Source organism: Halobacillus sp. A1 (assembly GCF_024189295.1).
Classification (GTDB): Bacteria; Bacillota; Bacilli; order Bacillales; family Halobacillaceae; genus Halobacillus_A.
In genome coordinates, this window is the sequence record NZ_JAIZEN010000007.1 from 59192 (window position 1) to 80722 (window position 21531).

Sequence of the window (21531 nt, forward strand, 5' to 3'; positions counted from 1 at the left end):
TTATATGCAAAAATTGATGAATTCCCTAAAATCTTGTTGAATAGAGTCGATATATCTTACAGAAAGAAATGTAACATATATTGGCATAAAACAAGGAGGAAAAACAACCCTATGTTCAGCTCTACATATTTTAGGAAAGTCGCTGCTGTCCTCGTCATTCCCGTCACATTAATGATTCCGCTGCACTCGGTGGATGCCTCAACGCAAAAATTCCCTGATGTAAATAAAGGAACAATCTATTATGAACCCATCCAAGCTATGTCTGGAAAAGATATCGTTAATGGATATACCGATGGAACGTTTGGAATTAGAGATTATATTACCCGCGCGGAAGCGGCAGTTATGCTTGCGAGACTGCTTGAGCTTGATACAGAAAATGCTCCAGCCGTTCCTTTTGAAGATGTCGACCAGGGAAAATGGTATGCAGGAGCGATCAATGCCTTATTTGAGAAAGGCATCATTAATGGTGTCAGTGAAAATGAATTTGATACATACAGCAACATTACACGTGCCGCTCTATCGAAAATGATTGTTAATGGATATGAGCTGCAAATGGTGAAGGAAAACGCACTCCCCTTCACGGATGTCGATGAGGACGAATGGTACATGAGCTATCTCGAGGTATTATATTCTCATGAATTGATTTCTGGTGTTACTACAACAACGTTTGAACCGGGTTCGTTTATGAGACGAGGCGACTTCGCTTTATTATCTTATAATACGGAGAATAAGCATGGGGGCATGTTCCTTGAACTTGAGGAGGCTATTGCGACAAGTGCTTATCAATTACAGCTCAATTTTTCAAATGGAGACACAGAATCTATTCACCTCGAGGAGCCTTTAGACATCGGGGAAAACACACGCACGTTTGAGTATAATCAAGAAACATTCAGCGAGACGGTGACATTCGAAATTCCTCAGCCTCCAGAAGTTTCAAAAGATAATAGCCTGGTCAACGAGGCTTACAACTATCTCGGTGTTCCTTATTTGTTTGGCGGCGACACCCCGCACGGAATAGACTGCTCTGGTTTTACTAGACTTGTATTTGATCAGGCTGAAGACATCTATCTTCCCCGGACTACCGATCAGCAGTGGGAAGTCGGACAGGATGTGGAAATGGATGATATAAAGCCTGGAGATGTCGTATTTTTCAGTGATACATACAGGGAAGGTATTTCCCATAACGGAATTTATATCGGGGACGGACGATTTATCCACGCTTCCAGCACACAAGGAGTGACGCTTTCTTACTTGAGTTCCCCTTACTGGGAAGAAAAATTCACTGGAGTGAAACGGTTTGATGATCTGCACCTTCCAGAGGAAGAAGCTGTTGTATCCGCAGCCAGTCAATTTATCGGTGAAGTTCCTTATCAAAACGGCGGATCAACACCAGAAGACGGTTTTGATACGACGGGATTCATTCAATATATTTACAAGCAGGCGAAAGGAATAGAGCTTCCCCATAACGCTGCGGCCCAGTGGGAAGTAGGGGAAGAGGTAGCAAAAGAGGATCTGCAGCCAGGAGATCTCGTATTCTTTCAGGCGAATTACTTGAATCCAGCCATCTACGCAGGAAATGATCAAGTAGTTCATGTCACCCCGTCACAAGGTGTGACTGTGACGAATTTTAAAACGAGCGGCTTCTGGGGACCGAAATACCATGGAGCAAAGCGTCTCGTACCTGAAGATATATTGACTGAGAATGAAGAATCCGAAATGCAATAATAATAGTCGTTAGAGTCAAGCTGCCGGGTACATATCTCCCGGCAGTTTTTTTTGATAGCCCTAAAGCCCGGGTGCCCCCCCATTTCACTGCTCAATGACTTCAGGAAGTATTCATAGGTCATTTATTCCCCTCTGTCTTCTAAGGCTGCAGTAAGTTTGACAAACCGTTTTTATATTTTTTATACTATGTTCACATGATTTAGTTGTTGTAGCAACTATCAAGAAAACAAAAGGAAGGGAAACTATGAATTTGCGGTTTAAGGATTATATCAGCATCAAACTCCATCAGACTGACCTGAAGCTGACGGGGTATATTAAGTCGAAGCTGGCTCCCTACGGACTCGCTCCAGAACAGAATCTGATTATGATGCTGCTTTGGGAGAAAGATGGATGGACGCAGAATCAGCTTGCCCACCAATTGGATAAAGACAAAACGAATATTGCTCGAATGGCTTCGAGTTTAGAGAAAAAGGGCTTCATTACCCGTCGATTTTGTACAGATGACCGACGTTCACTGGAATTGTACCTTACGGATAGTGGCAGGGCTTTAAAAGAAGAAGTGCTTCCTGTGGCTGAAGTGTTCAATGATGTTGTGACAGAGGGTATTTCTGACGAAGAGCTGGAGCAGCTTGACCGTCTTCTTACAAAAATGCAAAAGAACATGGATAAATAGTTGATATAGCAACTAAAACCACGAAAGGATGATGAAGATGTCTAAATTTCAGCGAGAAGTGAAGAAGCACTGGTATGTGGATTATAACGAAATGGGATTTCCGGCGATCCAGAAGGGCTGGGTATTGCCAGCAGATCGTTGGAAAGAGTTCGATCCGTTTATATTAATGGCAGAAGACTGGTTCAAAAAAGGGACCTTTCCGGACCACCCTCACCGCGGGTTCCAGACGGTTACCTATGTTGTTGATGGCCGTTTGGAACACATAGATAATGCTGGCGGACGAGATATTCTCGAGCCGGGTGATGTCCAGTATATGAATGCTGGATGGGCTGCCCGGCATGCCGAGGAGGGGGTGGAAGATGACGTCGCTCACACACTGCAGTTGTGGCTGAACCTGCCGAAAGACAAAAAGAAATCTGAGACGATTTATCAAAACGTGTACGGAGAACAAGCGCCTGTCATGCCATTTAAAGGTGGATCATTGAAAGTCTTCTCCGGTGACCTGGCAGGTGTCCAAGGGCCTCTCGATTCGATTGTGCCGATTACGCTCAGTGAATGGACGATGGCTGAGGGATCGGAATATACGCTCGATCTACCTGAAAATCACAATGCTTTTTTATATGTGCTTGCAGGTGAAATCGAGGCTGGTGAGAACGAAGTGAATTTGAAAAAGCATGGCGTCGCGACATTATCTTTTAATGAGGAAGGCGAAGGTGCAAGTCAGATTACGATCAAGTCGAATCAACGCCAGACGAAAGTACTCGTCTATTCGGGCCGGCCGATCAACGAAGACATCGTTCAGCATGGTCCTTTCGTTATGAATACGATGGAAGAAATCAAACAAGCTTATGAGGATTACCGCAACGGCAAGTTTGGCCCTCCAGCTGAATAATCGTTTCAATGATCATGGAACCCTGCAGATAAATCTTCTGTGGGGTTTTTTTAAATTACGGATTTGTTACAATTCATCTAGTGATATACTGGTCTATATAGGAACAGGATAACAGCCTTTGAAAAATTAATTATACTTAGGTGAAATCAATCAGGAGGTTAGACAAGTTACGGTATTAAGCGTCAAAATCATTGCTTTGTGTAGGAATAGTTAATACAGCATAAAGTAGGGAGGGGGAGTAACACTCATGAAATCCATCAAACTGAAAAAAGTGTTTCATCTGGAAAGTAACGAAGAAGTTAATTTCTCTAAGGGGGTACTGCTTATCGATGATAAAGGCCCGACCGATAATTGGACGGTCAGTCTATCTAAAGTCAAAAATAGAGAAGTATTCACAGAGGCAGAAAATTCAAAGGAAAATCACCGACTGCAATTATTCGATATTGAAGACAATTCTTACCAGGGCACTCTTGCTGCTGATAGAATCTCCCGTGACGGGACGATATTAATGAAATCGATGGGTGAACTTAATAAAGCATGATATTGAAGAGTCCTTTTTCAGGGCTCTTTTTTGTATGGATTTTGTACTAGGTCAAATTATTGCCTCGAATTAAAAACAATAATATTACACTATTTTCTTGCAGGTCACAATTGGAAAATACAGCAATAAATAATAGGAAATTAAAGGTATCTAGTTCTTAATAAAGAATTTATATTCGTCAGGGTTCAAAACTAGTTATTTTGAGCTTATTTAAAGGTTTACTGTCGTTCGTTATTAGGAATATAATTGTTCTTGTTGTAGAACGAATTTCCTGCAAGGTGGTGTTTACACTGAAGTGATAGAGAAAAAGTAGCATACATAGTCAAGGAAAGTGAAGCGATAGCGAGCTGAGTGACAACAATATCATAGCATGTCCTTATTATGAGTTACGCACACAATCCAGTTGGCCTTGTAAGCCCTGTTACCGTCTATCATGCCTTTAACCTTTTCAAAGAAACTCGTAGGTAGTTCAAGTTGATCAAGAAGGTAGTCATTACTAATTTTATACACAATAATAGGAGGATGAAAAAATGGGTATTATTTCAACGAAACTAATGGTAGGGGCTTTAGCAACAACAGTAGTAGCAGGTGGCGTTATGTTTACTGGCGGAGAGACTGTGGATAATGTAAAAGACCAATTGGGAGAATTAAAAAACAAAATAACTCAATATGAAATGAATGAGAACGCTTTATTTGAAAAATTAGGATTTGTAAAAGCGGATGCGGAATCAAAGATTAATGATGCTAACGACAAACTTACGGAAGCTAAAAAGGAGATTAACAACCTTAAGGCTGAGAAGAGTAAGTTGGTAGCTGATATCGATGATTTGAATGAAGAGATTTCCTCTTTGCAAGCTGAAATCGAAGGTCTTGAAGGTGATTTGAGTGAAGCTAATCAAATTATTAAGGAAAAGCAAGAACTTCTAGATAAAAAGACTGCAGAGCTTGAAGAAGTTACTGGAAATCTGGACGCATTACAAGAAGAATATGATGATTTACAAGCAGACTACAATGAGTTAGTGCAGACAAATGAAGCCAACGCGCAAGAAGCAGAGCGTGCAAATGAAGAGTTAGAAGAAGCAAACGCTAAAGTTGCTGAACTAGAAGGTGTTTCAGGTGAAGTTGAGGAAGCTACTGGTGATTTAGAACCAATGACTCAAGAAGAAATCGATGCATTAGCTGATACTGTTGATGGAGAAGTCAACGATGCTGACTTAGTTGTAGAAAGACTAAACTTAACTTATATTCAGGATGGAAATACTCAGTCATTTAAAGATAATCACCCAGAACTTGATATTAAAGATGGCGATCGCGTGTGGAGAATTAACAATACAAATGATTTCAAAGTCTATGTTGAGTACGAGAAAGGGTCAGAAGAAGGGGAAGTTGTAGCAAACCCTAATCAAACTTTCTATATGACAGAAACGGGTGGAACGATGATTATCAAATGGCAGGATGAAAATGGCGAATGGCAGCAAGTAACTAAAGCAGGTGCTTAATCATCTTCTATTTTTTCATCTTATCGACACTCTCCGATTATCGGAGAGTGTTTTTTTGTATTAACTTTTCCGTTACATAATTCTAGAAATTTTACATCAGATAGAGAGAAACAAGTAGAGTCCTTTTTCATACATTTTTTACTTCTATAACAAGTCAACATCCAGATTGGCAAGAGTCAAATTAAGGACTAATCTTTTGATTACTCCCTTTCATCTAGGTGCTATTAATAATCTTTCACAAGTATTAAGCAACCACCCTCCTCTATATTTCCCACCTCCTTAGTAAAAACCTCCAAAGGAAAACTTTTATATTTGGTATCCCCCACATATATTTCATAATTCGACATCTTGTACAATGAGTTTACAGTATTATTTGAATTTACAGAAAACTATGAATGGGGAGGAAGATGATGAAGAAATCTTATTGGGGTTGGTTACTCGTTCTTTTTGTGTTGATCCTGGCGGGTTGTACAGATCCAACAGAAACAACGGAAGAATCCGGTGGTAATGATGGCGGTGAGGAAGCAGCATCTTCAGAAGATGGCGGAGGTACATTGACCATTACCGACTTGTCGGACGCTCAAAGCCTGGATCCGCACGTCGTAACGGATGCGGCATCGATGCGATACATTGAGAATATGTATAATACGCTGTTCCGTTATACGGAAGGTTCTTATGGTGAAGTTGAAGGGGAACTTGTCGATGAGCACGAGATTTCTGACGATGGGCTGACGTACACACTAACTCTACATGAAGGAGTAAAGTTTCATAACGGAGATGATTTGACATCAGAGGACGTAAAGTATTCTATTGAACGCATTATTGAAAACGAAGTAAGAAGTGCTCAATTTGATGCTCTTGAGAGTATTGAGACGCCGTCGGACACGGAAGTGGTAATGACGTTGAATGAACCGGTAGCTCCTCTATTGACATTTCTTGCTTATCCGATGAATGCGATCGTGAACGAAACGATTGTCGAAGAAAATGATGGGGACTTATCTAATGCTGATGCAGGTAGTGGAGCCTTCCAGCTTGAGAATTGGTCAATGGACCAGGAAATGGTACTTACAAAGTTCGATGATTATTTCAAAGAAGGAAAACCGTATCTCGATGAAGTGGTATGGCGCTCTATTCCTGATGAAACGTCACGTACAACTGCCATTCGTAACGGGGAAGTCGACATTCTTATGCAGGCTGAGCCAAAAGATATCAGCATGTTGGAAGACGCAGAGGGCGTAGATGTTGAAATGATCGACGGCTCGTACTGGGAATACCTTGGTATGAACACAGAAGATGGACCGTTGGCTGAGCAGGAGGTTCGTCAAGCGGTTGCCTGGGCGATTGATCGAAGTGCGATTAATGATTCCGTTAAATTCGGAGAAGCTACTCCGCTCCTAAGCGGACCGGTGCCACCGAACCATTGGGCTCATTTAGATGAAGAAATTTATCCTGAACCCGACCTTGATCAAGCTCGTGAATTACTGGAAGAAGCCGGTTATGGAGATGGACTTGATATCGAATTGATCGTAGGGACGAACCAGTTCCAAATTGATGCTGCGCAAGTGATTAAACAGCAGCTAAGTGAAGTGGATATCAATGTCGAAGTGTTATCGCAGGAAGATAGTGTATTCTTTGACGCACTTGGTTCAGGTGATTTTGAAATGACAGTAGTCGGCTGGGTTGGTTTTGTTGATCCCGACGAATTCCTGTACAACATTTTCCACACAGACGGAATGTACAACCAGCAGAACTACTCTAATAGCGAGGTGGATGAACTGCTTGAACAGGGGCGTTCCGAACAGGATCAGGAACAGAGAAAAGAACTATATGATGAAGCTCAGCGGTTGATCGCCGAGGATGCGCCAATGGCTTTCCTTTACGTGAACCCTCAAATTACAGCAATGCGAGATAACGTTCAAGATTTTGATGTGAATCCGACCGTTACTACAAAATCTCTGGAAGATACAAAAATCGAAGAATAAATATTGGAGGGGAATGAAGCGGCCTTTGCTTTCAGTCAGGTCGCTTTTTCCTTCATCTTTTTAGCTGCAAGGGAGGGAGAAAACGTTGATTCAATATGTTATTAGACGCCTGCTCATATCCATTCCCGTATTATTAGGTATTTCAGTTGTCGCTTTCTTTATGGTGAGGCTTGTTCCCGGGGATACGGTCACGGCCATGCTTGGAAACAGTTATACTCCCGATCAAGCGGAGGCGCTGCGGTCCAAATATGGACTGGATGAGCCGCTTATTCAGCAGTATTTCTTGTGGTTAGGTAATGTGCTGCAAGGAGATTTCGGGTACTCCCAGTTTACGAACACACCGGTGCTAGATGCGATTTTAGCTCGCCTGCCGATCACAATTGAGCTGGCGGTTTTGAGTGTACTGATTGCCATCATCATTGCGATTCCTCTGGGGACGATCGCTGCCCTGCGCAGAAACAGTAAATTCGACTACGGGGCAAGTATGTTCGGGCTGTTAGGTATTTCCGTTCCGAACTTTTGGTTAGGAACTTTGATGATTCTCTTTTTATCTTTATATGCTGGATGGTTTCCTTCGGGCGGATTTGTCGGCCTGAGTGAAAGCATCATCGGCAACTTGCGGAGCATGCTTTTGCCGGCAATCGCTCTTGGCACGGCTGTAGGTGCAGTAGCGATGCGGATGACCCGTTCATCAATGCTTGAGGTGACGAACCAGGAATATATTAAGATGGCTCGTGCCAAAGGGGTTTCTAATGAGCGGCTGATTTGGCGCCATGCTTTAAAGAACGCCCTCATACCGGTCGTAACTGTCATTGGAATCCAGGCAGGATACTTGCTTGGAGGCTCTGTAGTCATTGAGCAGATCTTCGGACTTCCGGGGGTCGGTCAGCTGGCTCTTCAGGCAATTACAAACCGTGATTATGCACTGCTTCAAGGGACGATTTTGTTCATTGCAAGTGCGTTTGTCATCGTTAATTTGATCGTCGACGTCATCTATGGATTTTTGAACCCGCAAATTCGTTACTAGAAAGGAGGGGTCACAGGTGTCAGACCTTTGGTATCAATTGAAGAAAAACAAAATCGCTATGTCCGGTCTGTTTATGACTATTATCTTGATCATACTTGCCATTACCGCTCCGTGGATCGCACCCTATGATCCATATGAGATGGCTCCCGACGCGAGGTTTGCCGAACCGAGCTTAGCGCACTTTTTAGGGACAGATCAATTCGGACGAGATATTTTAAGCAGAATCATTTATGGGTCGAGGATTTCGCTTCAGGTGGGGATCATCTCTGTCGGACTTTCCTTCGTATTGGGGACTCTGATCGGTGTAGTTGCTGCCTATTATGGAAAATGGGTGGATGCCGCCCTGTCACGTTTGACAGACGTTATGTTTTCATTTCCTGATATTTTACTGGCGCTTGTTATCATGGCGATTCTCGGACCAAGCCTGACGAATCTGATGATTGCTGTCGGTATCGTTTATACTCCGATTTTTGCCCGGATTGCCCGGGGGTCGGTTTTGTCGATCAAAAATTCTCTCTTTATTGAAGCGGCCCGTTCCATGGGGGTCAGTAACTTGAAGATTATGTGGAAGCATATTCTGCCAAACAGTATGGCTCCTTTGATCGTCCAGGTGACCTTATCTTTTGCTTTCGCTATTTTAGCAGAGGCGGCATTAAGCTTTCTCGGCCTTGGCGTTTCTCCGGATACGCCATCCTGGGGGATCATGCTCAGTGAAGGGAAGAGCTGGATGGAATCGGCCTGGTGGATTGCGGTTTTCCCAGGTATCGCTATAACGCTTGCGGTCTTCAGCTTCAACGTCATGGGGGATGGATTACGTGATGCGCTCGACCCTCGCCTGAAAAATGAATCATCGTAAGTAAAGGAGAGATTCGATGTCTGATTACATTATGGAAGTCAAAGATTTGAAGACCCATTTTCATACAAAAAAAGGGATCGTCAAAGCGGTTGATGGAGTTAGTTTTAAAGTGAAAAAAGGCGAAATTCTGGCGATTGTCGGAGAGTCTGGATGCGGGAAAAGCGTGACTTCGCAGTCGATCATGCGTCTCGTTGGAGATAAAAAAAGTGAAGAAGTCACAGGGGAAGTGCTTTATCACGGCGAGGATCTAATGAAAAAGTCAAGGCTGGACATGCAGAAGGTACGTGGAAAAGATTTGTCGATGATTTTTCAGGATCCCATGACTTCGTTGAATCCTGCTTATACAGTTGGTACTCAAATTGCTGAAATGCCGATGATTCATGAGAAAAAAGGGAAAAAGTCGGCCTGGAACCGGGCAGTTGAAATGCTGACAAAGGTCGGCATCCCTTCACCTGCGAAACGGGCGGAGCAATACCCGCACCAGTTCAGCGGTGGCATGCGGCAGCGCGGCGTCATCGCCATGTCTCTCGCTTGTGATCCGGATCTCATTATTGCTGATGAACCAACGACGGCACTCGATGTGACGATTCAGGCCCAGGTGTTAGATATTATAAGGGACCTCCGCGATGAAACCGGTACGGCTATTATTATGGTCACCCATGATTTAGGTGTAGTCGCCGAGCTGTGTGACCGCGTGGCTGTCATGTATGCCGGTAAAATAGTAGAACAGGGGACAATCGAAGATATATTTGACCGTCCGAAGCATCCTTACACGCAAGGGCTGCTCAATTCCGTGCCGCGTCCTGGAAGCCGGGAACGACTGAAGCCGATTGAAGGGCAGCCTCCGAACTTGCATGATCTGCCTAATGGCTGCCGGTTTGCGGAACGTTGTCCGTTCGTCATGGATCAATGTATCGAAAAAGAGCCGGATCTTTTAGAAGCCGAATCGAAGGGTCATACCGTGGCTTGCTGGCTGGAAGAGGAGGGGAACAACGATGGCGACAGAGGAAATACTGAAGGTCGAGGGACTGAAAAAGTATTTTGAAGTTTCGAATGGATTTTTACGTAAAAAAAGTATCGTAAAAGCGGTCGATGATGTCAGTCTCACTGTTAAACGAGGAGAAACGCTCGGCATTGTCGGGGAGTCCGGCTGTGGGAAGTCGACGACGGGACGACTGCTCATGCGTTTGCTGGACGCTACAGAAGGGACCGTACATTTTGAAGGTGAAAATATTATGGAATGGAGCCGATCCGAGCTGAAGAAGCGGCGTCGGGATTTCCAAATGATTTTTCAGGATCCTTTCGCTTCTTTGAATCCACGTATGAAGGTGGAAGAAATCATAGAAGAACCCTTGCTCACCATCGGTATGGAAAAAAAGGAACGCAAAGAGCGAGTGAGTCAGCTGCTTCAAGATGTCGGCATCCCGGAAAGCTACAAAGGAAGGTTTCCTCACGAATTTTCCGGCGGACAGCGTCAGCGTATCGGTATTGCCCGGGCGCTGGCATTAAAACCGAAGCTGATTATTGCCGATGAGCCGGTAGCTGCGCTAGATGTATCAATCCAGGCTCAAATTATTAATTTACTGATGGATTTACAAAAAGAATACGGGTTCACTTACTTGTTCATTGCTCATGATTTAAGTGTAGTACAGTATATCAGTGATCGCGTCGGCGTTATGTATCTGGGACAGATGATGGAGCTTGCGGAAAGTGACGAGCTGTATGAACATCCGCTGCATCCTTATACACAGGCTCTGCTCTCTGCCATTCCGGTGCCGGATATCCACGCCAAAAAGGAAAAAATCACACTGACGGGAGAAGTCCCGAGTCCGGACAATCCTCCAAGCGGGTGCCGCTTCCATACGAGATGTCCGATTGCGACGGAGCGGTGTAAACAAGAAGTGCCTGAGTTCAGAGAAATAAAAAACGGCCATTACGTGGCCTGTCATGAGGTGTGAATAATGAAGCTGAATACATTTTCTATCATTGCCCGCTGCCCCGAAACAGGCAACTTTGGAGGCGCGGTAGCTACCTGCTTTCCAGGTGTCGGGGCCCATTCGCCTCATATCGAACCGAACGTCGGCGCCGTTATTACACAAGGATGGGTCAATCCGCCGCTAGGACAAGAAGGAATTCTTCATCTGAAAAAAGGACGTACAGCTAATGAAACGCTGAATCATCTGCTGCTGAACGATCCAGGCAAAGAGCTGCGCCAAGTCTCCGTTATGGACTGCTATGGCAATTGCGCTGTTTATACCGGCCTTGAAAACGATGATTACAAAGGCCATCGGATCGGAAATAACTGGGCGATCCAGGGCAACTTACTGACTGGACCAGAAGTAATCGATGACATGGCGGAAGCTTTTGAAAACTCCCGCGGTCCCCTGGCGGATCGCTTGCTGCTCGCCTTGGAAGCGGCAGATGCGGCCGGAGGAGATATTAGAGGAAAGCAGTCTTCAGCGATCAAAGTCGTCGCTGTCGATCAGTATCCATTCGTCGATTTCCGTGTTGATGATCATAAGGAGCCAGTCACTGAGCTGCGGCGAATTTATGAAAAGAATAAATCAGTTCTGATCGAACGATACTACGAATGGATCGATGCAGTAAAGCAGGGCACGACATTTTAAGGGGATACCAATTTCCTTGGATCTCACTTATAGTAGATGATGAGGTGAGACGATGAAAACCGAGTTGTTGAACCACTTGAAAGAGCGATTCCACCAAGAAAATATTTACTTGATCGATAAACAGGCGCGAAATGCTGTATCAGGAAGAGAAAATTTCATCAATGTGACGAGCTGGATCGATATGGCTTTAGAGAGCGATCAATCGATTATACGTTTATCAGAGACGATGCACGGCTTTCAATTTGATGACATTATCGTCGTTTTGTCTGGAAAAGAGCCTTACGATCTGCACGAGGCTTATGATTATTTCAAAAGCTACGAGCCTTGGCTGAAACTTCTTATTCACTACACGCAGGATCAAGAAAAGCAGAACTCCCTCGATCTGTTAATGAATGTAGCTCGAACCCTCGCTTCACGCATGTACGAGGACAATATACTGGAATTGATCATCCAATCTGTCGTAGACGCGATATCAGCAGCAGATACCGGTTTTCTGTTTCTGCTCGATGAAAAACTCGACCGCCTTCTAGTCAAATCGGCTGTTGGTTTCCGCGAACAAAGCTATAAAAAAACGCGTTTAAAAGTCGGTGAAGGTATCAGTGGCAGAGTTTTCCAACAAGGTAAATCGATCATGATCCACGGTGAAAAAGAAATTGCCGCTAATATGGAGAATATGTCTGAAGCGAATTTCCGGTATTACATTGATTCAACGATGTACAAGGATTTTCCGGATAGTATGATTTCTGTTCCGCTCCGTTTTCAAGACGAAATCGTCGGTGTTTTAACGATCAACAGTTTTAAAGGCGGCAGTTTTTTTACCGAGGAAGATTTGAACCTGCTTGAATCACTGGCTGACCACGTTGCGATCGTCATTACCCACGCTGAATTATACAAGCAGGAACGCAGGCAAAAGAAAGAGCTTGAGAAGACGCACCAGGCGCTGCGAAGCGAGCATGTCACCTTACAGCGAACGACCGATTTTCACAATCAGCTGACAAATATCGCAGCCCGCGGGGAAGGGGCAGACGCGATTGTCCGTACGCTAAAAGCTATGGTAAATCATCCTTTTGCCATTTATGACTCGCTGCTTAAACCTTTTTATATTGATGATCAAGGAAAAAACAAACAGCTTCCGGAAAGGTTTCTTAGTCATGAACGAGTGAAAAAAGTCATATCCACGAACAAGTGGCAGCAAATCACGATGGAAGGCCAGGAACGGCTCGTCATTCTCCCGGTCATCGGCGTAGAATCCACCTGGGGGTTCCTTTGTGTGTGGATCGACTCGGTCGATTTTTTTGAAAATGATATTATCTTGTTTGAATATGGAGCTACCGTGCTGTCTCTTGAATTAACGAAACAGGACGCGATTCATGAAGCGGAGAAGCAGGCAAAAGGCGAATTCGTTGAGGGTTTACTGACGGGTGAAATGACACCTGAATTAGAAACACAGGCAATGAATCTCGGTTTCAGCCCTCCGGATTATTATGTGATGGTACTGTGTAAAGTCGACCCGGCTTTTGCAGAGAAAAATAAGATGACCCAAAACATCAGAAGACAGAAGGATGAAATTATCGAAGTTCTGGAGCATGCCTTATCGAAGCATCATATTAAAGGGATCGTATCAATGAACAGTTCCTATATATTTGCTATGATCAGTTTGCCGGAGGATGAGGGGAAGGTAGCCGCCCGTGAGAAGGTCAAGCCATTCGTCCACCATTTGGAAAAAACATCAGCACCGATCAAAATAGGTATCGGTCGTGTACACAAATATTTGTCCCATTTGAACCATTCCTACAGAGAAGCGGAGAAATGTATTCACCTTTTAGAAACACAGCAAGATAAAAAAGTGATCAGCTATGCTGAATCAGGCATTTACCGATTTTTCTTCCAAAATAGTGAAGAGGAATTGTTTCTTTATGTTGCCGACATCCTTGGTCCCTTAATCAATTACGACCGCCAGAAAAATACAGACTTCATTGACACGTTGATGGCTTATATTACATATGATAAAAATTTACGGAAAGTGACAGAGGCTCTTAACATCCACGCTAACACGCTTTATTACAGAATCAAGCGGATGCAGGAGATCCTCGATCTTGATTTTGAACATTCCGACGACTGGCTCAACGTACAGCTCGCCTGTCAGGTATACGACTACGTAAACGAAAAAGAAAGGGAGTGAGACAATGATCGCGATACAGAATGTCACCATCCTGCCCGTCACCCGTCCTGCCGTCGATTTCGCGACCCTTTTTATTAAAGACGGAAAAATTGAAAGAATAGTGGAAGGTAAAGAAGCGGATGTCTCAGACTGCAAAAAGGTGATCAACGGAGAAGGGAAGATACTGACGCCCGGCTGGATCGATACCCATACCCATCTCGGCATCGACGAAGAAGGCTATGGCTTTGAGGGGGCTGATTTCAACGAGACGACGGAAGCAGCAACGCCTCATTTGCGTGCGATTGATGGGATCAACCCTTTTGACAGAGGCTTCGAGGATGCGGTGCAAGCCGGTATTACTTCCGTGCAAGTACTTCCGGGGAGCGCCAACGTCATCGGTGGCTTGACGACGATATTAAAAGTGAAACCTGGCTCTGTTGTAGAAGAGATGGTCATGAAAGAAGAAGCAGGTCTGAAAATGGCGCTCGGTGAGAACCCGAAGAACTATCACGGCAAACAAGGGCGTACGCCGGTGACGCGCATGGGTATTGCTGCTATGATTCGTGAACATTTTGTTGAGGCTGAGAATTACTTAACATCCAGCCAGGCGAGGGATTTAAGACTAGAAGCGGTAGGGAAAGTTCTGCAAGGAAAGCTGCCGCTATGTGTCCATGCTCACAGAGCTGACGACATTATGACCGCTATTCGCATCGCCAATGAATTCGGGATTGATATGCATATTGAGCACGTCACCGAAGGCCATCGAATTCTTAAACACTTAGAAAAATATAAAAACCGCTACAAATTTTCCGTTGGTCCAACATTGTCCAGTCGAAAGAAAGTAGAGCTTGGGAATATTTCCTGGGAAACATATGCCGCTTTCGATCATCATGGCATCCCTTTTTCCATAATCACCGATCATCCTGTCATTCCGATCGGTCAGCTGCAAACCTCAGCCCAGCTCGCCGCAAAAGCCGGTTTAAAAACAGAGACTGCGCTCGCAAGCGTAACCATCCGAGCAGCTGAAGTGCTCGGTATCAGAGAGAGGACAGGCAGTATCGAATTGGGAAAAGATGCAGATCTGACGCTGTGGGATAAACATCCGATCGATAAGAACGGCCGGGTTGTGATGACGTTTGTCGATGGTGAGATCGTATATGAATTACCGGAAGACAGCTTCTCGCTGTAAAAAGCGTACTTTACTTTAACAGCTGGCTGCATAAATTGGACATAGTTTAAATGAGAATTCGGTAAGAAACCTCCTTAAAAAAGAAAGGGGGATTCCACCGTCATTCTTTATTGATGTTCGAGGCTCTCTCCTTGTGCCAGGTGGAAGGGAAGTATGAAAAAATAGAACGAGGGAAATCAGGACCTTCACTTGATGAATTTTCATCTGATATCCCGTGATCTGGATATGCCCTCGTGGGGCTGGAGTGAAGTAATCGTTCCTTGGTGGAAAGATAATTGCCATTTCTCATCATTCCGTTTCCAAATCGAACTGCGAAGCGTATTTCGATGTTTCGTTTCTATAAAATATGTAGTTAAAACCACATCATCCGCTAACTGCTCGGCCTCGAAATGATGCATGGTCATTTCAATTAAGTGAACACCGCTTTCAAGACATTCTCTCTTATCGATCGTAAATCCTGAGCTACCGATTTCCCAAAACTCGTCAGCTAAAATTTCATCAAGTTTTTCGTTGGATTTTCTTACGTCCATGTTCAAATGGGTCTGCTCTCGTTCTTTTATGAGTTGCTTTAAATCATATTCCACATCGAGTACTCCTTTTCATATTTGGTATTTAAGTAGATGACTCATTACTAATCAATAGAAGGTGTTTAACTACTCTGAACCAAACGCATTATGATTTTAAAAAGTAATAAAATTATATGGAAGATTCGGTTCCGAGATAATAGGGTTCGCTACCTTGTAAAGTAGGGGAGGAATTCGCTTTCTTGCGGTGGATTTGGCAAGCTTCCTGGATGGGGTCTCGCCAGGCCTCTTCTGCCGTGGGAGTCTCATCGTTTCCCATCCCTTTTTTTCGAAAGGGAATGAACGTCCCCTTGACTTTGGAATGGAATGATTCCCAAGAGCTCATCCTACCTCCATCCGCGTACTCAATCCATAGGGCTTAGCAGCTAACGAGTCTCTTCTCATTTCCGGCCCAAGATATACATGTCTCTCGAAATCACTTGAATAAGAAACTTATCGATACTCATGTTCTAGTTTGATCCAATTAATCAACTATCTCATTTTCCTTATAGCTTTCATACGGTTTTCGAACTAAACACATCATTCCGGCAACGATAAACAAAATAGATTGGATTAAGGTTGCACCCAGGGTGAGAAATGCCATGGATACACCTGTGCATATAAATATAATTCCTGACGCTTTCGCACGGCTGCGCATCATAAGTAATGCCACAACCCCTAAAATAAAGCCAAGCAAGTGCACGGCAAATACAACCCATACAAACCACATCTCGCTGTACTGTGGTAATTGTTCTGGGAATTGAGCTCCAACAAAAATGGCCAAAAGGACCCCAAGCACGAGAACTATAAGCTGAAGAGAAAGTGCAATAATCAATAGGATTTTTTCCCCGGTTCGTTTCAAATTCATCCCCCCCTATTCAGTGATTTATGAATATGGCACATCTATGCAATGTATACAGCCACATTTAAAAAAGCTCTTAATTTATATACGGAGTTAATTTGGAAAAGTTCCCAAATTATTTAATTTTCTATAATGCTGAGACGAATTAAGTGTCTCGAAACCTCTTCAAGGAATTCATCAATCTCAATATCAATAACCACCTATCTCATAGCCGTATAAAAAAAAGAGTAAAAAAACCACCGAAACGAGCTTCGGTGGTTTAAATTTAGAACGTAGGAAGGTTATCTAAGTTATTGCTTTTAATACCGTCAGGCTCGCTTCGTAAAATATCGCGTCCATATTTCTGAAACACATCAACATGGGCAAGACTTCCCCTTTTAGCTTCTTCAAGAGCTTTGACGTAGTCAAGCTCACGCCCGCTTTCAGTTTTAATCGCGATTATATCTCCATCATCATTTTTCCTAACCGCAATAATGGTTTCTTTGCCTTCCTGCTGCTGGATCGGAGCAGACTGTTGAGCGCCTTTTTGCTTATACTCATTATAAATCTCTTCAAAGTCAGACATAAACATTCCTCCTTACTATACATTCTTCTCCATTTCCATAATTCCAATTCCTTATGTGTTATTTAGAGCAGCATTTGCCTAGTGGTTGAATTCGATGCTTCTTCATCTTGCAAATTAGGACAAAAACCTTCATTATTTTAGAAAAGGAGGCGCGATATGCGACACGATATACAACCAAATGAACGAGCTTTCTCTTCGAAAGAAGTAGCGGAAGAAATGAACATTGCCTCAGCTACTGTCCGAAGGTATGGCCAGATTTTAGAACGGAATGGCTATGAGTTCTTTAAGGATGGCGAGCGGCGTATTTTTGTACGATCCGATATCGAAGCCCTTATAGCGTTTCGAGATTCGGAAAGGCCAAAGGATGAGATGGCGGGAGATCTTGCCCGACAGCAGAAGGAAAGGCTGGAAGAGTCCGACACGACGGATATGACGATTCCTGATACATATGCAGGTTCAATCCAGGATCCTGCCCAACTGCACGATTTCTTAAAGGTGATTGCCAACGAGCTTGCCGCATCGAGGGAAATGAATGTCCAATTGACGCAGGATATGGAGCAGTTGAAAACGACGGTGGCTCGTCTCCAGCAGGATCATCATGTCATCAGTTCAGGGGTAGGGAATTTTTCTCAGAAAACTCATACAAAAATAGATAAATTGACTGAACAACAGAATAATCATTATGAGGAACTGCTTAAGGAAGAAAAGCGGAAAAGTGAAGCCTTGCATAAGGAGCTCCAGGATATGCGGGAAGAACAAAGAAAAGAATGGCGCGCTCAAAATGATTTCAATCAGCAGTTGGCTGAAGCAGCCAATAAGTCTAAGGGGAGTTTAGGGAAGCTGTTCTCTTTATTCCGGAAATAGGATAGCGTCTATTAGAAGCACTTGAATCCATTATGCATTCGAGTGCTTTATTTTTGCCAAAGCTCCGTTTAAGTTCCTTGTTAATATACATATAAGCTCCCTTTAGTGGAAGACTCAGATTCGAGATATTCGGGCTGTTTCCGGTATGAGTGACAGCGTTTAGAGCTAAGGGAAATCACTCGCTTTCCGTGGGAGCGAGTCATTCCCCGCCGTCCTGATCCACTCATCAAATGTCTCAAAATCAAGTCTTCCGCTATCCTGCCATATAGTTGAAGAACGTTTTATGAAATATCAATAGCCGCGATTGAAATAGCTTTTGCAAAATAATAACTCCAGCTATGGACATTGAGTGCCCATGGCTGGAGTTATAGGTTATATTTATACTTTTTCTTCCCATTTACTCTTCTCTTCTTCTTTCATCATATCTTCCACGTCTTTTGGATACGCCGTGCGGAACGCGTGGTGATCCGATTCAATCACTTCTACCATTTTGTCGATCATGTCTTGTGGATCGTATTGGTCGTCGAGCATCTTTTCTTGTTCTGCAATAGATTCTCTAGGCGTGAAGTTCTCGTTTTCATCGTACCATTTGTGCTTCTCTTCAAACATACGGTCATTGAACCCTGTTTCAAATGGTCCTGGGTTTATCGTGGCGACTTGTACACCGAATTCATCGAGTTCGGCTTTCATCGTTTTTGCTATAGCCTCAATCGCGTGCTTTGATGATGAGTAAGCACCTAAATAAGGCATGCCGACGACCCCGACCACAGAACTTAGGAAAATAATCTTGCCTTGCTTTTTACTGACAAATTTTTTGGCTGCAATTTGTGCATTTTCAAGCGTGCTGAATACGTTCGTTTCATATACCTTTCGCACGCGGTCGACAGGTATTTCTGAAATCGGGCCGCCTTCCCCGATAGCTGCATTAGCAACAAAAATATCGTAGTTATAGTCTTCAATCAACTGTTGGTCGCGCTTGCTCGTAATGTCTAATTTTATGACTTCTAATTCAACACCGGCATCTGATGCCGCTTCGCGTAAACTAGTTACTTGAGAAATTATTTCAACAGCTGCGATGACGTGGTGGCCTTTTTTTGCTAATCCGATCGCCGTACCTTTGCCGAGCCCCGTCCCTGCACCTGTTATAAATATAGTTTTACTCATGAAAATTTTCCTCCTTCAGATTTGAACTCGTCTATAAAAGATACCCGGCTGAATATTTTCCAAAACACGCCAATATTATATCGCTTGTTCAGAAAGCGGTTCTTTAACCCATTCTAAACCTTTTGCTTTGGTAAATTTTATAAGAGTAGTAAAATGAAACAAACGCTTGAAGGGGATATGTTTTGTTGAAGATTTTCAAAAAACCTTTCGTATTTATACCGATTACTATAATGATGATCGTTTTGATTTGGCAGGTAGATTTTTCAACACCTGGTCCGATCATCAAAGAAGCCGAACGGCATGTCGGAGTTGCCTACGAGGAAGGGGGATCCTTTCCGGAGCAGGGCTTCGACAGCTCAGGTTTTGTCCAATATGTCTTTAATGAGGTGGAGGGGTTTATGCTTCCCCGCACCCTGGAGCAGCAAATCGAGCAGGGGGAAGAAATAAGGCGTGAGGACATACAGGAGGGAGACGTCGTTTTTTTCAGTAAAGACGGTGAAGATGCCTCCCATTCAGCGATTTATATGGGGGATGATCGTCTTATCCATCCTACAGCTTCGAACGGGGTAGAAGTGACCCGCTTTGAGGAAAGCGGCTATTGGAGTGATAACTTTATAGAGGCTCGTAGAATTACCGAGCCGCCTGATATAGCTGAAGATAACGACATTGTAGCTGGGGCTCACGAATATTTGGGAGTTCCTTATGAGTTTGGCGGCGAAACGCCTGAAGCGTTTGACTGTTCTGGGTTTATTCAACATGTGTTTGAGGAAGTGAGCGATATTTATTTACCACGCACGACGGACCAGCAGTGGGAAACTGGGGAGGAAGTGGATCTGGAGGATATAGAGCCGGGCGATGTGTTGTTTTTCAGTGATACCTACCGGGAAGGCATCTCTCATAATGGGATTTATATTGGAGGGGGACAATTCATCCATGCCTCAAGGACCCAGGAGGTCACTACCTCGTATGTGAGCGCTGATTATTGGCAGGAGAAGTTTACCGGCGTTAAAAGATTCTCGGACTTAAAAATATCAAGTGACAGTCCCATCGTGACAGAAGCGGCCAGGTATATCGGTGAAATTCCTTACCAAAGGGGAGGTACGACCCGTGAAGGTTTTGACACGGCAGGATTCGTCGAGTACGTTTTCGAAGAAGCTGAAGGAATCGAGCTTCCCCGTTATGCTGACGAACAGTGGGAAGAAGGGGAGCATGTAGACAGAGAAGATCTTATCCCGGGAGATATCGTATTTTTAGAAGTGGATTATTTAAATCCTGCGATTTATGCAGGGAACGAGCAAGTCGTCCACGTGACTCCAGAAGATGGGGTAACCGTAACGAATATCGAGGCTAGTAACTACTGGGGGCCGAAATATTATGGAGCGAAGCGGATAACAAGTGGATGAAAACAGCCAGGATAGGTTATTCTGGCTGTTTTTTTCAGGTCTGTCTTCCTCCCTTCGGAGTTAAAATAGCTGGGGGAACATTCGTGTTTTCTAAACACCGTTCATTGATATAGTTGTTTTTATAGAACGGAAAGGGTAATTTAGCAAGTAAGGGAGTGATCGTATGACCGAAAAACAAAGAAAATTACCTTTATATGTGCAAATACGAAATAAGATGGTTCAAAACATTCAAGACGGAGTTTGGCAGCCGGGCGAGGCCATTCCATCAGAGAGTCAATTGATCGAGCAGTATAACGTAAGCCGTACCACAGTCAGGCAGTCGATTCGTGACTTAGTACAGAAAGGTGTTCTTGTAACGAAACGGGGAGCACCCACGAAAGTCCGCCAGACTCCGAGTGAAGAAATGGAAAACCCAGGGGTGTTCCATCACGAGTTAGGAGCAGATCTTGGGGTCAAAGTGATCCGTTCGGAAGCTTTAAATGACCATTTTTTCGCCCAAAATCAACTGGAACTAACTGATGAAGAAGAGGTGTACGTATTTGAAAGGGTGCGGACGGCAGAAGGAAACCCCATTGCCTGTCAGCAATCATTTTTTCCGATGTCCATTGCACATAAACTGAAAGATGAAGCAGCAGAAACGTTTGATTTCATCACTTTTTTAGGAAGACATAATATTCACTACACTAATATTAAAGAACAAGTTACTGCTTCTAACGCTACGGCTTATGAGGCGGATTTATTAGGGATCACTCCGGGGGAGGCACTAATTGAAATCCGGAGAAAGACACTGGGGGGTGACAACCTTCCCATCGAATACAGCCGCACGAAATATATCCCTTCCTCCTTTTCGTACCGAGTAGAGATCGGAAAATGATCGTCTTGTTGTAATATGTTATAACTTATTGTAATATGTAAGGTAACTGATATTCTTGATGATC

Annotated in this window: 20 protein-coding genes; 16 read left to right on the forward strand and 4 right to left on the reverse strand. The window is 43.8% G+C overall.

From position 1 onward, the window contains the following. Positions 1-111: 111 nt before the first annotated feature. The 13 genes from LF817_RS09535 to LF817_RS09595 all read left to right on the forward strand — a co-directional run bounded on the left by LF817_RS09535 (position 112) and on the right by LF817_RS09595 (position 15172). Positions 112-1725 (forward strand): NlpC/P60 family protein, encoded by a 1614-nt coding sequence (locus tag LF817_RS09535; protein ID WP_253935575.1) that lies wholly within the window; start codon positions 112-114, stop codon positions 1723-1725. Between the two features lie 244 nt (positions 1726-1969). Then, entirely contained in the window at positions 1970-2398 is a 429-nt protein-coding gene (locus LF817_RS09540; protein ID WP_253935576.1) for a MarR family winged helix-turn-helix transcriptional regulator, read from the forward strand. A gap of 28 nt (positions 2399-2426) precedes the next feature. Beyond that, positions 2427-3290 (forward strand): pirin family protein, encoded by an 864-nt coding sequence (locus tag LF817_RS09545; RefSeq protein ID WP_371925030.1) that lies wholly within the window; start codon positions 2427-2429, stop codon positions 3288-3290. 247 nt (positions 3291-3537) lie between these two features. Further along, entirely contained in the window at positions 3538-3831 is a 294-nt protein-coding gene (locus LF817_RS09550; RefSeq protein WP_253935578.1) for a hypothetical protein, read from the forward strand. A gap of 530 nt (positions 3832-4361) precedes the next feature. Continuing rightward, complete coding sequence (locus tag LF817_RS09555) at positions 4362-5330, forward strand: hypothetical protein (RefSeq protein WP_253935579.1); 969 nt, start codon at positions 4362-4364, stop codon at positions 5328-5330. 410 nt (positions 5331-5740) lie between these two features. After that, on the forward strand, positions 5741-7312 hold the full coding sequence (locus LF817_RS09560) for an ABC transporter substrate-binding protein (protein ID WP_253935580.1): 1572 nt from the start codon (positions 5741-5743) through the stop codon (positions 7310-7312). Between the two features lie 85 nt (positions 7313-7397). Then, a complete protein-coding gene (locus LF817_RS09565) occupies positions 7398-8339 on the forward strand; it encodes an ABC transporter permease (RefSeq protein WP_253935581.1) in 942 nt (313 codons plus the stop codon). A gap of 16 nt (positions 8340-8355) precedes the next feature. After that, entirely contained in the window at positions 8356-9195 is an 840-nt protein-coding gene (locus tag LF817_RS09570) for an ABC transporter permease (protein WP_253935582.1), read from the forward strand. A gap of 16 nt (positions 9196-9211) precedes the next feature. Continuing rightward, positions 9212-10240 (forward strand): ABC transporter ATP-binding protein, encoded by a 1029-nt coding sequence (locus LF817_RS09575; protein ID WP_253935583.1) that lies wholly within the window; start codon positions 9212-9214, stop codon positions 10238-10240. Continuing rightward, on the forward strand, positions 10191-11153 hold the full coding sequence (locus LF817_RS09580; protein ID WP_253935584.1) for an ABC transporter ATP-binding protein: 963 nt from the start codon (positions 10191-10193) through the stop codon (positions 11151-11153). Before LF817_RS09575 ends, LF817_RS09580 begins: the two co-directional genes overlap by 50 nt. Positions 11154-11156: 3 nt before the next feature. Next, the gene (locus LF817_RS09585) at positions 11157-11822 is read left to right on the forward strand and encodes a DUF1028 domain-containing protein (RefSeq protein ID WP_253935585.1); all 666 of its coding nucleotides are present in this window, start codon (positions 11157-11159) and stop codon (positions 11820-11822) included. Between the two features lie 52 nt (positions 11823-11874). Then, positions 11875-14004 (forward strand): helix-turn-helix domain-containing protein, encoded by a 2130-nt coding sequence (locus tag LF817_RS09590; RefSeq protein ID WP_253935586.1) that lies wholly within the window; start codon positions 11875-11877, stop codon positions 14002-14004. Between the two features lie 4 nt (positions 14005-14008). After that, positions 14009-15172: an amidohydrolase gene (locus LF817_RS09595; RefSeq protein ID WP_253935587.1), complete on the forward strand. Its 1164-nt coding sequence runs from the start codon at positions 14009-14011 to the stop codon at positions 15170-15172. Positions 15173-15372: 200 nt separating this feature from the next. Here LF817_RS09595 and LF817_RS09600 read toward each other — a convergent pair whose 3' ends face one another. The 3 genes from LF817_RS09600 to LF817_RS09610 form a co-directional block, all read right to left on the reverse strand. Next, on the reverse strand, positions 15373-15756 hold the full coding sequence (locus LF817_RS09600) for a nuclear transport factor 2 family protein (RefSeq protein ID WP_253935588.1): 384 nt from the start codon (positions 15754-15756) through the stop codon (positions 15373-15375). A 463-nt stretch (positions 15757-16219) separates the two neighbouring features. Next, positions 16220-16597, reverse strand: coding sequence for a DUF4064 domain-containing protein (locus LF817_RS09605; RefSeq protein ID WP_253935589.1), 378 nt, complete (start codon positions 16595-16597; stop codon positions 16220-16222). A 265-nt stretch (positions 16598-16862) separates the two neighbouring features. Beyond that, entirely contained in the window at positions 16863-17168 is a 306-nt protein-coding gene (locus LF817_RS09610; protein WP_253935590.1) for a DUF3892 domain-containing protein, read from the reverse strand. A gap of 150 nt (positions 17169-17318) precedes the next feature. Here LF817_RS09610 and LF817_RS09615 point away from each other — a divergent pair, with 150 nt between their 5' ends. Next, on the forward strand, positions 17319-18026 hold the full coding sequence (locus LF817_RS09615; RefSeq protein ID WP_253935591.1) for an SH3 domain-containing protein: 708 nt from the start codon (positions 17319-17321) through the stop codon (positions 18024-18026). Positions 18027-18404: 378 nt separating this feature from the next. Here LF817_RS09615 and LF817_RS09620 read toward each other — a convergent pair whose 3' ends face one another. Continuing rightward, entirely contained in the window at positions 18405-19190 is a 786-nt protein-coding gene (locus LF817_RS09620; RefSeq protein WP_253935592.1) for an SDR family oxidoreductase, read from the reverse strand. Between the two features lie 185 nt (positions 19191-19375). Between LF817_RS09620 and LF817_RS09625 the strand changes: the two genes are divergently transcribed. After that, positions 19376-20593 (forward strand): C40 family peptidase, encoded by a 1218-nt coding sequence (locus LF817_RS09625; protein WP_253935593.1) that lies wholly within the window; start codon positions 19376-19378, stop codon positions 20591-20593. Between the two features lie 163 nt (positions 20594-20756). Further along, complete coding sequence (locus LF817_RS09630; protein WP_253935594.1) at positions 20757-21467, forward strand: GntR family transcriptional regulator; 711 nt, start codon at positions 20757-20759, stop codon at positions 21465-21467. The last annotated feature ends 64 nt before the right edge of the window (positions 21468-21531 follow it).

Excerpts from the sequence above, each read along its gene's own strand:
- LF817_RS09535 (WP_253935575.1), top strand. The coding sequence starts at position 112 with ATGTTCAGCTCTACATATTTTAGGAAAGTCGCTGCTGTCCTCGTCATT.
- LF817_RS09540 (WP_253935576.1), top strand. The coding sequence starts at position 1,970 with ATGAATTTGCGGTTTAAGGATTATATCAGCATCAAACTCCATCAGACT.
- LF817_RS09545 (WP_371925030.1), top strand. The coding sequence starts at position 2,427 with ATGATGAAGATGTCTAAATTTCAGCGAGAAGTGAAGAAGCACTGGTAT.
- LF817_RS09550 (WP_253935578.1), top strand. The coding sequence starts at position 3,538 with ATGAAATCCATCAAACTGAAAAAAGTGTTTCATCTGGAAAGTAACGAA.
- LF817_RS09555 (WP_253935579.1), top strand. The coding sequence starts at position 4,362 with ATGGGTATTATTTCAACGAAACTAATGGTAGGGGCTTTAGCAACAACA.
- LF817_RS09560 (WP_253935580.1), top strand. The coding sequence starts at position 5,741 with ATGAAGAAATCTTATTGGGGTTGGTTACTCGTTCTTTTTGTGTTGATC.
- LF817_RS09575 (WP_253935583.1), top strand. The coding sequence starts at position 9,212 with ATGTCTGATTACATTATGGAAGTCAAAGATTTGAAGACCCATTTTCAT.
- LF817_RS09580 (WP_253935584.1), top strand. The coding sequence starts at position 10,191 with ATGGCGACAGAGGAAATACTGAAGGTCGAGGGACTGAAAAAGTATTTT.
- LF817_RS09585 (WP_253935585.1), top strand. The coding sequence starts at position 11,157 with ATGAAGCTGAATACATTTTCTATCATTGCCCGCTGCCCCGAAACAGGC.
- LF817_RS09590 (WP_253935586.1), top strand. The coding sequence starts at position 11,875 with ATGAAAACCGAGTTGTTGAACCACTTGAAAGAGCGATTCCACCAAGAA.
- LF817_RS09595 (WP_253935587.1), top strand. The coding sequence starts at position 14,009 with ATGATCGCGATACAGAATGTCACCATCCTGCCCGTCACCCGTCCTGCC.
- LF817_RS09610 (WP_253935590.1), bottom strand. The coding sequence starts at position 17,168 with ATGTTTATGTCTGACTTTGAAGAGATTTATAATGAGTATAAGCAAAAA.
- LF817_RS09615 (WP_253935591.1), top strand. The coding sequence starts at position 17,319 with ATGCGACACGATATACAACCAAATGAACGAGCTTTCTCTTCGAAAGAA.
- LF817_RS09620 (WP_253935592.1), bottom strand. The coding sequence starts at position 19,190 with ATGAGTAAAACTATATTTATAACAGGTGCAGGGACGGGGCTCGGCAAA.
- LF817_RS09630 (WP_253935594.1), top strand. The coding sequence starts at position 20,757 with ATGACCGAAAAACAAAGAAAATTACCTTTATATGTGCAAATACGAAAT.